Source organism: Francisella persica ATCC VR-331 (genome assembly GCF_001653955.1).
In the GTDB taxonomy this organism is placed as follows: domain Bacteria; phylum Pseudomonadota; class Gammaproteobacteria; order Francisellales; family Francisellaceae; genus Francisella; species Francisella persica.
This window is the reverse complement of the sequence record NZ_CP013022.1, coordinates 1,136,252-1,148,708: the sequence shown is the minus strand read 5'-3', so window position 1 is coordinate 1,148,708 and position 12,457 is coordinate 1,136,252. Positions and strand designations below refer to the sequence as shown.

Here is a 12,457-nt window from a genome sequence, read left to right as displayed (position 1 = left end):
ATATTTACCACGAACACATAGAGAAATATATGCAATATTGCTAGTTGTTCTGAGTCTTTTAACCTCTGTTTTGACTGATTAAGATAGTTTAACGTAGCTACAATGACGATAAACCTTTTTTAGCCATGTTTTACCATGATGTAATAAAGATAAGCATGATAATTTATTCTCTAGCCATTTTTTTTTATAGTATGGAATATACTCAGAAAGACCGTAGTCAATTTTTGAGTTGCCACTGCTCTAAATAAAGCTCAAGCTTCATGATTAATTATCTCTGTGCATTTTGATATCCCATAGTTTTTCTAAAGCATATAAATTTCTAGTTTTTTCAAGCATGATATGCACAACAATATCACCGATGTCTACTAAAACCCAGTCAGATTTATTGTCACCTTCAATACCTAGTATGGTAATATCATTGTTTTTTAATTCTTGTTCTAATTTTTTTGCTAAAGCTTTTGCATGAGTCGTTGATGATGCCGTAGAAATTACAATTTTATTCATCATATCCGTTAGATGCTCTACATCTATAGCTTGAATATTGATACCTTTTAGGTCATCGAGAGCTTCTAAAACAACCTCTAGTCTTTGATCTGTTGTCATGAAAATTTTTCTAACATATTTTATAAACTTAGTTTAAGATTATAACATAAGTTTAATTTAAATGATTATATCTTATATAATAAAGCAAAAAGTTTTAGGAATAAAAGATGAAGAAAAAAGTTTATTTTTATTCTCTATTTTCAGTTATTTTGACTGCAATAGTTCTAGTTACTGTTTTATAGGTTTTCAAAATGATATCAACAAATAATTAGGACAGTGTTTTCGTATATAATGATAATTATTGGTTTTACATTGTTTATATTTAGTAATAAAAAAAGGATTTCTTTAACTATTTTAATATATGAGTGTAACTCTGCTAGCATTATAGTTAAAATAATAGTTAATATCTGTAAGCAGGCTGGTTTTGACATTTGGTTATGTGGTAGTAATAAGATTATTAACTAATAATCAATCTCAACATAAATAACCGAGAGCAAAAAAATTATAATAACTAATACAGCAGTAACAGCAAAAAATCATTAATTATGATATCAGTAATACGCTTTGTTTGGTTTCAGAGTAGTAGGTAGTGACAAAACGTAAACTTGATAGAACGAATTTAAGTATCTGGTTAATAATCAAGTAGCTCAGAATAAAATCCTATTTTTTATGTATAATAAGCCCATCTTGATTTTGCTGCTCGTCTAAAAAAGTTCTCAAACCGGAAATTGCCAAGCTAATAAATTCTCAAGGAACATAAAGTGGATGCTATCATCGTTAAACTACTAAAAACTTATCAGAAATAATTTAAAATAACCAAAGCTATTGATAGTGAGTGAATAGAAACATTTTAAAAATATATTTCATTACTAAAGTCAGATTTATATTTGGGTAATAGCAAAATAAAAGATTTAAATTCAAAAGAGAAAAAATTATTAGACAAAATCTTTAACCAATTGAATTAAGAATGTGAAAATCAAAAAGCTATAACTTACGATGTATTATATCTACCAACAAAGTTTTTTTGTATTCGCATATAAGTTATTGATGATATAAACCAAGTTCAGCAGTTTTTTATGCACTTATTATTATGATTTTTGGTAATGTCGATCAAACTATCTATCAGTGGCGTGGCTCAACATCTTCTTATATGTTAGAAGTCTTCGAAAAAGATTTTAAATATGTTAACAATATACACCTTCATACACTTTTCGTTATGGTAATCTGATATCGTTGATGGTAAATAATATTTATTGTCAATATAAAAAATGTCATAACGAATTTATTTATAACCTATCCTAGACTAAACAAAACTACTGATATAAGTATTTTAGACAGTAGTAATAAAAGTAGTACTAAAACGAAAAGCACTAATACAAAATGGTGTTAAAGCTAATGATTGGTACGGTAAGTGTATAATTCAACTACAGTTTTTGAGCTCTAAGTTATTTATATCACGACTTAGCCTATAATTTCGTTGCTGATAGAAATATCTTTAGTGAGAACCTTTTCAAAGCTATTTATGGATATAATCAATGTTAGATTATCCTTTTTTATATCTTTTTAAAAGACCTTTTGCAAAAACTAGTCATACAAATGGCTAGTGATATTTCTCCAGCTTGCAAAGCTTATCGCAGCTCTTAGCAAAACTATAGATAAGGTATTTAAACAAAAAAATATCTTAGCAAATCTATGTATTAGTTGACGTAGTATTTTAAATACCACGAGCATAAAAAAGCTAATAAAGCAATTGATTTTATATTATGTTACAAAGTTTAGATTTAGAAAAACAAATTTCTAAGGCCTTTAGAGAGACTCATTCAAGTATAGGCTATAGATTATTGATGGAATAACTATTTTTGTTAAAGGAAAAAAAATATCTTGGCAGAATTTATTGAGATTTTGTATCAACTTATTTATATTAGATCGAATCAGCAAAACGAAAATAACTATAATCAAATTAAAATTATGAGATGCATCGGAAGCTCATGATGCTACAGAGTGGGGATTTTTGGTGATAAAAATAACAAAATCTGTCACGAAATAAATATAGGAAGGACGACGTCTATTTATGTGGCAATTACAAGAGTTAAGAAGCATTTATTTAAGTTTTATCGGATGATATTACGCATTTTTATCATCTTGATATCAGATTAGAAAAAAATATTTATCCATGTGATTTAAAATTTAAGAATAGTCTGAGATTTTTATATGAAGGAAACTTGGTTTAGTGTAAAGATTATCTCAATAAATCTAAGTATTGCGATAAGACTAAGCTTCATAATATAAATCTTTTAAAGGTATCACGAAAAAATTACAACTGAAAGTAATTAGTTTTGCGATTGAAGAGCTATATTATAGTTAGTATCTTATTGCGTAACTAGTACTTTGTCTTGTAATTCAAATGGTTTATCAGCAAAGTACATTGAAGGATGAACAATAATATTGCCATATTGAGTTTTACTAAGCCACTTACCATTAGCATCAATTCTTGCAGTTAAACCATCTAAAATTTGGATATATCTTTTCCAGCATTGTGCTTTAAACATGGGTTTTTGGCCATTGTTAACATTAACTTTGTGCCAAGTTTTGCCATTATCAGCTGATTCTTGATAGATAATCAAACAATAGTCTGTTGGCTTTGGAAGAGCAGCTTCTTCTTGAGCTTGTTCTGCTAGCTCTTCTTGTACAGTTTGATAATGAAAATAATAAGCAATCCCTGAGATTATTGCGATAATAATCGCAACAATAATTATTTTTTTTTCATTTTTACAGTCTATAAAATGACAATTTATTTATCGATTATATACTTAATTATATTCAAATACGATTAGTAGAGTTTATTTTGTTCGTCAAAATGATTTATAATAACTATCTGTTTTGAATTTTAATAAATCTGTAGCACTATCTACTAAAAGGTAAAATATGATTACTACTAAAGAGTTACGTAATAAATTTATAAATTATTTTGAATCTAAAAATCACTCACATCAACCTAGCTCATCTTTAATCCCATTTGGTGATGATACTTTATTATTCACAAATGCTGGGATGGTGCAGTTTAAAGATATTTTTCTTGGAATTGAAAAAAGAGATTTTTCGCGTGCTGTTACAGTGCAAAAATGTTTGCGTGCTGGTGGTAAGCATAATGACCTTGATAATGTCGGTTATACAGCTAGACATCATACTTTTTTTGAGATGTTAGGTAACTTTAGCTTTGGTGATTACTTTAAAAAAGAAGCTATCAGTTTTGCTTGGGAATTTTTGACCAACGAAATTAAACTCCCTGTAGAAAAACTATGGGTAACTATATATGCTAGCGATGATGAGGCTTTTGATGTCTGGCATAAGCATATTGGTTTAGCTAAAGATAGGATTATCCGTATTGACTCAATTGATAACTTTTGGTCGATGGGTGATACTGGTCCATGTGGTCCATGTACAGAGATCTTTTATGATCATGGTGAAGATGTTGCCGGAGGGTTACCTAGCACTCCAGAAGAGGATGGTGATAGATATATCGAGATTTGGAATATTGTATTTATGCAATATAATCGCCATGCTGATGGCTCTACTACAGATCTACCTAAACCGTCTGTTGATACTGGAATGGGTCTCGAGAGAATATCAGCAGTGTTACAAAATGTCCATAGCAACTATGAGATAGATTTGTTTCAAGCTTTAATCAAAAAAGCTCAACAAATAACAAATGCAAAAGATATAAATTCACCTTCACTAAAAGTTGTTGCTGACCATATTCGTTCATGTTCTTTTTTAATTGCTGATGGGGTTTTACCAGCTAATGAGGGGCGTGGCTATGTTCTAAGAAGGATTATTCGTAGAGCTATTCACCATGGCAATAAACTTGGAGCAAATGAGATATTTTTCTATAAGTTAGTTACTGAGCTTATAAGTCAGATGGGTGAAGCTTACCCACAATTAATTGATAACAAAGATCTGATTGAAAAAACACTTATAAAAGAAGAAGAACTTTTCTTGAAAACTATTGAAAATGGTATCAAGATATTTGATGCTGAAATAGAGAATCTAAAAGGTAATACAATATCTGGTGAAGTAGCTTTTAAGTTGTATGACACCTATGGTTTCCCTTTTGACTTAACTGCTGATATGGCAAGAGAAAAAGGCTTTAAAGTCGAAGAAAAAGCATTCTTGGCTCAAATGCAGGTCCAAAAGCAAAGATCAAAAAAAGCTGGTAAATTTAATATTGATTATAATAGTTTAATTAACTCAAAAATTAAGTCAGAATTTAGAGGTTACTTAACACTAATAGAAGATGCAAAAATTTTAGAAGTGTATAAAGATGGTCAATTAGTTGATAGTATCGCTGAAGAGGCACCAGCAGTTGTGGTTTTAGATAAAACTCCTTTCTATGCAAAGTCAGGTGGTCAAGTAGGTGACAAAGGTACCCTTGAAGGTGTTGGCTTTGAGTTTATAGTTGAGGATGTACAAAAGTCCGGTGAGGCAATCTTACATATTGGTAAGTTAGTAAAAGGTCGATTAAATGTAAATGATGAGCTAACTGCACAGGTAAGTGTTCAACACAGACTTGCTACAGCAGCTAATCATAGCGCTACACATTTATTACATAAAGCTTTGAAAGTAGTTTTAGGTAATCATGCAGAGCAAAAAGGCTCGCTTATTGACGAAAATAGGCTAAGATTTGACTTTACTCATGATAAGTCGATTTCTCGTAGTGAAATAGAGCAAATAGAGCTTTTGGTAAATCAGCAGATACGCTCTAATTATTCTGTAGAAACTATAGAAACATCACAACAAAAAGCTAAGTCATTAGGAGCAAAGGCGTTATTTGGTGAAAGGTATAGTGATATAGTACGCGTAATATCTATAGGTGATTTTTCTATAGAGCTATGTGGTGGTACACATGTCGCTTATACAGGAAATATAGGTTTATTTAAGATAATTTCTGAAGGTAGTATCGCTTCAGGAATTAGAAGGATAGAAGCAGTTACAGCAGATAAGGCTATTAGACATACTTTTACCAACGAAAATAAAATCATAACTCTTAAGGATAGCCTCAAAGCCAATGATGATAATTTAGTAGATAAACTAAATTCAATACTTCAACAAATAAAAAACCAAGAGAAACAAATTGCTAAACTTAAAAAAGAGCTACTATCAAACTCTAATAATGATATCAAAGAAAGTAATATAGGTGATATAAAAGTTGTTGTTGCGAATATTGATGGTGTAGATGTCAAAATATTACGTGATAAAATCGATGACTATAAGTCAAAAAATAGTAAGGTAATTGCAGTTTTAACTACAACTAATGCTGGTAAGGTACAGTTTGTAATTGGAATTAGCAGTGGTATGACAACCTTGATTAAGGCTGAAGATATAGCCAAAGAACTAGGCAGTCATATTGATGGTAAAGGTGGTGGTCGTGCTGATATGGCGCAAGGTGGTGGTAATAACTCGGCAAATATAAATCAAGCTTTATCTCAAGTAGAACAGTTTATTTTAGATAATATAAAAGAGTAGTGGTACGTTGAAAATAGTGCGTAGATATTTATCAATATACCTGGTTATATTTGGTTGTTGTGTTAGTGGTATAGCTAATCCTGTAGCTGACTATACTAGTACTATAAAGCAATCAATAAATAACTCACCCCAGTATAAATTTATTGGTTTCCAACTTAACTCAAGGCAAATGAGCCCAACAATAAAGCTCGGTAGATTATTACCAAGGATAGATATAGGTGGTTCAATTAAGGCGACAAATATTCTAGACCAAAGAATGCTAGCTAATGGTGATATTGTATATGGGCGTTTTAATTCGATTCAAGGTTTGGTAACTTTGACACAGCCACTATATGATTATGGTGCATATAAGGATTTACAATCAGCTGAAGAAACAGCACAGTTTGCCCAACAAGATTATCGAACAAATTATCAGCAATTCTTATATGATGTAAGCTATGCATATTTTAATTTAGCTAAAGCTATTAAGAATGTTCAATATACTTCATATAATTTAAAATCAAACAAAGAAAGTTTAAATGAGTTAGAAAGTAAATTTAATGCAGGTACAGCAAATGTTGCTGATTATGAAACTGCAAAAGCTAACTACTATATAGCCGAAGCTGATTATGCCACCGCAAATAGGGAAGAAAAAGTTGCCTGTGCTGAATTACGTAAGTTTACTAATAATGATGATGTAGTATTATTATATAGCAATGATTTTAAAATCAAAGAACCATCACCTAATACAGAAGAGGGTTGGGAAGAGCTAACAATGCGTAGCAGCCCATCTTATTTGGGCTCGATGCATACTAAAGAAAGTAAATATTATAGTTATCAATCCGCAACAAGTTCATTTATGCCTAAAGTTAACTTTGAAGTTAAGTATTCAACTGGTTTTAATGATGTTAGTTCACTTGGTAACCAAGTATTTGATAATTTTTTACCATTTAAAGGTACGATAAACGCATTTTATTTTGGGATTAATTTAACATGGAATATTTTTGCTGGAGGTACAGATTATGCGCAATTAAAAAAGGCTGCTTATGATTATCAATCCTCTGAGTTTAATATGATTCAGACTGGGAGGGTTGCACAAAACGATGCAATGTATGCTTTTAGATTTGTTCAACTTAAGAAAAAAGAAATAGAATTTTTGCGCCAGTCTGTTGCAGCAGCAAAGATTGCCTATGAGAAATATAAAGAGCGCTATGAACAAGGTACAACAACAATTACCCAGTATTTCATCCTTTTAAACCAATACTATCAATTCCTTATTCAGCTAAACAATACTGAATTTGATTATATTATGGGATTTCTAAGTCTATATAAAGCAGCTGGAATTTTAACAGCAAAAACGGTGCAAGATTTTAATAATTGGTTACTATTAGGTCAAGATGTAGAGCTATAAATATGTATATATCAACCAAATTAGAGTGTTTTACACAACATAAACAAAATAATTCTCTGCCAATTTTTGTGATTAATAAGGATAATTTCAAAAATTGGCTTAGCAGACAGGATATTTTTTTACAGAATTACGTCAAGCAGTTTGATAAAAAAAGAAATGTTATAACTATTCCAGGTAATTTAGGAAATATTCAAAAAGTAATTTGCCTTGTATCTGAGGATATGTTTAGTATTGCAGATCTGCCAAATCAGCTGATACAAGGAAATTATCATATTGAGCATACTGATATAACTGACCTATCACTTTACTATATAGGTTTTGCTTTAGGCAGTTATAAATTTGAGAAATATAAATCTAAAACACAACAGTCAAAAGTAAAATTATTTTTGCCACAACAATACCAGTATATATTAGCAACTATAGAAGCTAATTATCTAGTGAGAGATATTATTACTACTCCAGCCGAAGATATGGGACCAGCTGATATTGCTAATGTGATACAACAATTAGCCAAAGAGTTTTCTGCTGATTTTGAAGAAATCGTTGGTGAAAAACTTATAGAACAAGGATATATGGGCATATATACTGTCGGTAAAGGTAGCCATAGGGCTCCTAGACTTGTACGATTAAATTGGGGGAATATAAATCATCCTAAAGTATCAATAGTTGGTAAGGGTGTAACTTTTGATACAGGAGGGTTGGATGTCAAACCATCATCAGCAATGCAACTGATGCATAAAGATATGGGTGGTAGTGCCAATGCTATCGCTCTTGCGTATATGATTATGAAGCATAAGCTACATATCAGACTGAGCTTAGTGATTCCTACGGTTGAAAATGCTATAGACGCAAAATCATATCGACCAAGTGATATTATTAAAATGAAAAATGGTACTAGTGTACAAGTTACTAACACAGATGCTGAAGGACGTTTAATTCTAGCTGAACCTTTGTATGAAGAGGCGCAGAAAAAGCCTGAGTATTTAATTGATTTTTCAACTCTAACAGGAGCAGCTAGAGTTGCAGTTGGGCCTGAGATTGCAGCATTTTTCTGTAATAATGACGATGTGGCTAACCAAGTATATAAATATGCTCAAGTAACTCAAGATCAAGTTTGGCGTCTACCATTAGCTGATTGTTACAGAAAGAATCTAGAAACTGAGTTTGCAGATATTTCACACTGTGATTTATCACCATTTGCTGGAGCAGTAAAAGCAGCATTATTTATGGAGCATTTTGTTGGTATAAAAGATGCTCCTACTTGGATTCATTTTGATATGATGGCATGGAATATTTCCTCTACTCCAGGTAAACCTAAAGGTGGTGAAATGATGGCTGTTAGAGCTATGTTTCAGATGCTTAAGGATAAGTTTCCAGCTTAAATTAATCTCACTAATATAGTGAGTTATATTTTTATTGTATAAACATAGCTAGTTTATTTACTAATATATCTGAAGTTGTATACTTTATATAAAGAAAGTACAAATTATAAAAATAATCATGCAAAAATCAGTATTAGAACAGCTTAAGCAAGTAACAATGGTGGTTGCTGATACCGGTGATTTTGAATTAATTCAAAAATACAAACCTGTCGATGCTACAACAAATCCTAGCTTAATCCTCAAGGCTGTCAAAGAACAGAAATATTCCAACTTGGTTGCAGAAACTATAAATAAAGTAAAAACTAATAGTCCAGATCTTAAGCGTGATGATCTTATTAAAGAAATCACTATTGAAATTTTGGTTATGTTTGGTATTAAAATACTTGATGTCATTGAGGGTAAAGTATCAAGTGAGGTAGATACTAGAATATCATTTAATAGCGCAGCAACTATCGACTACGCTAAAAGTATTATTGCAAGATATGAGTCTAATGGTATCTCAAAAGATAGAGTTTTGATAAAAATTGCTGCGACATGGGAAGGTATAAAAGCTGCCAAGATACTACAAAAAGAAGGTATCAATTGTAATCTTACGCTTATTTTTGATAAAGCACAAGCACAAGCTTGTGCCGAAGCAGGTGTATATCTAGTCTCACCATTTATAGGTAGAATTACAGATTGGCAAATGCAACAAAATAATTTAAAAACTTTTCCAGCTATTGCCGATGATGATGGTATTAACTCTATAAAAGCAATATACGATTTATACAAAAGTCATGGTTTTAAAACAATAGTTATGGGTGCTAGCTTTAGGAATGTTGAGCAAGTTATCGCTTTAGCCGGTTGTGATGCCTTGACCATATCTCCAGCTTTACTTGAGGAGCTTGAAAATCATGATGAAAACTTAGAAGTTAAACTAACAAAAAATGATGGTGTTGTTACTCAAGAACCACAAATTAGCGAGTCAAATTTTCGCTGGCAAATGAATGAAAATGCTATGGCCACTCATAAATTAGCAGAGGGAATTAGATTATTTACAAAAGATACTATTGAATTAGAAAATATAATTAAACAAAGTTTATAATAAAATAAGAGGTATTTTTGATGAAAAAGTTTATATTCACATCTATAATAGGCTCTGTATTTGTAGTTACAGCATTTAGTTTTGATAATACGAATGATAGTACATCATTTTATAATAATAAAGTTACTTCAAATGTTACAAATATGAGTAAACCTATCACATGGACTGCAAATATATCACAGCAACCTATGCCACGTAATTCAGCACCTAATATTAATCAAAGAAATAAACAACAAGTATATCAAATGACCAAAAAGCATTTAGGCCGTATATCAGAAGAGAATTTACAAGCTCCTCGAGCAACTAGAAAATATCATAAGCAAAATCTAGCTGATAATAATCATGGCAAACAGCTTGATAAGTATAAAAATGATATAAAAAATACAGATAAAGAAGATCAGAATCCTAATCTAGCTAATTTAGCTACGCCAGAACCTATTAATATTAGAAATAACATTAGAATCAGTGATGAGGATAAATCTCTTAATAGACAAATGATGATGAATGGTCCTCAAGGAGGTTTCCAAAATAACCAACCTAGAGGTATCGGTGGTACTAGTACTAATTTCTAAAAGTTTTTTGAAATATTAAATTACCTTATTGACAAATTAAATTCTTGTGCATAATTTTAAGGGCAAAATAGTTAAATTCCTCCCCAAAATGACTTAGACAAAAGTCTTGTAAAATTTTAACATCATAACCTAAATCAAAGCCATCAAATGCTGAAGCTAAAACACAAGCATCAATATCTATGCCAGCTAAATAAATTTTATGAATATTTTCTTGTTTGAAAAAATCTAACATTGTAGATTTAAATATTGAATAGGTATTTTTCACAAAAACATTTTTACTATCTGTAAATTCTAAAAGTTCTGCATCTATGTCAATACTGGGAGAATTTTGGCATTCATCCCATTGGAGTATTTTATAATGATTACTTTTTAGATTATTTACATATTTACTAAAAACAACATAATCAAAATCATTAGTTTGTATAAGTTTTTTAATTTTTTTAGGTAATGTTTTAGTATGCTTATTTACAAAATAATTTTGAACATCAATAACAACTAAAGTATTTTTAGACATTTTATTACTCTCTTATCTATTAAGTATGATAATATTATCAACATTCATATTTTGCTGTTTTTTCAATGTGATTTGCCATTTTCTTAATGTAAGGTAGACAAGAGCTAAGAATATTGTATATTGAATAGCAGTAATTCCAGCACCTTTATAGATAAATAGCGGAATATATATAATATCTGCAGTTATCCATAAGTACCAAGCATTGATACTCCTAGTAATTTGAAAATATAAAGCAGTAAAGCAAGTTGCTGTTAGACAACAGTCGACATAGCAATATGCTGGTAAATTTAAAATAGCTGCGTTCTTTTGAGACGCATAAAGAAAAGGTGTAATTAATACTGTCACAATAAATATCATTAATGCTTTCTTTTTTTCACTTGGTGTAGATTTTTTAATGTTTATGATAGTTTTACTGTCTTTTTCAATGTGTTTAAGCCATACAAAAAAACCTACAATATTAGCTAGGAGAAAATAACAGTTTAAAATCATATCACCAAAAAGCTCCCAACTATATAATAGATAGACATATATTAGTGCTGATATAAAACCTAATATATATACAAAAACACTACGTTTATATGCACATATAACACTAGCAACACCTACTGATGCTGCAATAGCTTCTAAATAAATCATATAAGTATCATAAGTATGATATGGTCTAATCAACCACTCGTAAAGATAATTCATAATTTGATATCATTAATTGAAATTATTTTATACTTCACCATTTTTATGATCCTCCTGACCATGAAGTGAAGTACTTAAATATTCGATAACATAATTTATCACACCATCATCAAAAATATCTATAGTTTTTTTAAATATAAATACATCAGAAGAAAATATTACTGCCAAATAAATTTGTTGTGGATTTAATTTGTTGATTAGTTTTTTCATATCAGCATTATAGACTATATAATTGTGGTGACTTATAAAATAACAACTTTCTGGTGTTTTTATTTTTTCAATTAGCTTTATCTTATGCTGGTTTTGAAAAGCTCGCCACTTTAACTCTTTCTCAAAAAGAAAACATTTTCTATTTTCAAACATACAAAAGCAAATATGATCAAATTTGCAATGATTATTGTTAAATTCGTTTACAATACACTCAACTTCTTTGTAGTTAAAACCTTTCTGAATATTAATCATAATTAGTAACTTAGACATTATATTTAGATTTTCTTAAGATTTAATTACTGTAATGCTAGTATTTATATTATTTTATTTCAATATATTATTTAGCAATTTACCTAAGTACTTATTTAATAAGTTAAATTATTATAAAAGTTTTGTCTGTACCAAATAAAAAATAGATTCAACCATAATAAATTAAGATATTTTTAGTAAGTTTATTAGATGTATATCTGAAAATTTGAACTTCAATTTGGTATTATTATCTTTCAAAATTAAGTAGGATTTAAGTTCCAATTATGTTGCTGAAAATAA

General features: G+C 29.9%; 9 protein-coding genes and 1 pseudogene. 5 read left to right on the top strand and 5 right to left on the bottom strand.

The genetic code is table 11. From position 1 onward, the window contains the following. Positions 1-264: 264 nt before the first annotated feature. Positions 265-603, bottom strand: coding sequence for a ribosome silencing factor (gene rsfS, locus FSC845_RS05065; RefSeq protein ID WP_064460986.1), 339 nt, complete (start codon positions 601-603; stop codon positions 265-267). A 2,309-nt stretch (positions 604-2,912) separates the two neighbouring features. Further along, complete coding sequence (locus FSC845_RS09730; protein WP_064460985.1) at positions 2,913-3,323, bottom strand: hypothetical protein; 411 nt, start codon at positions 3,321-3,323, stop codon at positions 2,913-2,915. Positions 3,324-3,468: 145 nt separating this feature from the next. On the opposite strand from FSC845_RS09730, the gene alaS reads away from it, so the two are divergent. From alaS to FSC845_RS05030, 5 genes are all read left to right on the top strand, one after another. Then, positions 3,469-6,066 (top strand): alanine--tRNA ligase, encoded by a 2,598-nt coding sequence (gene alaS, locus FSC845_RS05050; RefSeq protein WP_064460984.1) that lies wholly within the window; start codon positions 3,469-3,471, stop codon positions 6,064-6,066. Between the two features lie 7 nt (positions 6,067-6,073). After that, positions 6,074-7,456, top strand: a complete 1,383-nt coding sequence (locus FSC845_RS05045; protein ID WP_064460983.1) for a TolC family protein — start codon at positions 6,074-6,076, stop codon at positions 7,454-7,456. Positions 7,457-7,458: 2 nt separating this feature from the next. Further along, positions 7,459-8,838: a M17 family metallopeptidase gene (locus FSC845_RS05040; protein ID WP_064460982.1), complete on the top strand. Its 1,380-nt coding sequence runs from the start codon at positions 7,459-7,461 to the stop codon at positions 8,836-8,838. 118 nt (positions 8,839-8,956) lie between these two features. Then, complete coding sequence (tal, locus tag FSC845_RS05035; protein ID WP_064460981.1) at positions 8,957-9,922, top strand: transaldolase; 966 nt, start codon at positions 8,957-8,959, stop codon at positions 9,920-9,922. A 20-nt stretch (positions 9,923-9,942) separates the two neighbouring features. After that, complete coding sequence (locus FSC845_RS05030) at positions 9,943-10,494, top strand: hypothetical protein (protein WP_064460980.1); 552 nt, start codon at positions 9,943-9,945, stop codon at positions 10,492-10,494. Between the two features lie 25 nt (positions 10,495-10,519). On the opposite strand, the gene FSC845_RS05025 is transcribed toward FSC845_RS05030, so the two are convergent. The 3 genes and pseudogenes from FSC845_RS05025 to FSC845_RS05015 all read right to left on the bottom strand — a co-directional run bounded on the left by FSC845_RS05025 (position 10,520) and on the right by FSC845_RS05015 (position 12,160). Continuing rightward, positions 10,520-11,008, bottom strand: coding sequence for a cysteine hydrolase family protein (locus FSC845_RS05025; protein ID WP_064460979.1), 489 nt, complete (start codon positions 11,006-11,008; stop codon positions 10,520-10,522). A gap of 12 nt (positions 11,009-11,020) precedes the next feature. After that, positions 11,021-11,698: a nicotinamide riboside transporter PnuC gene (pnuC, locus tag FSC845_RS05020; RefSeq protein ID WP_064460978.1), complete on the bottom strand. Its 678-nt coding sequence runs from the start codon at positions 11,696-11,698 to the stop codon at positions 11,021-11,023. Then, positions 11,695-12,160, bottom strand: a pseudogene (locus FSC845_RS05015) (cysteine hydrolase). The gene pnuC and the pseudogene FSC845_RS05015 overlap by 4 nt, the downstream one beginning before the upstream one ends. Between the last annotated feature and the right edge of the window lie 297 nt (positions 12,161-12,457).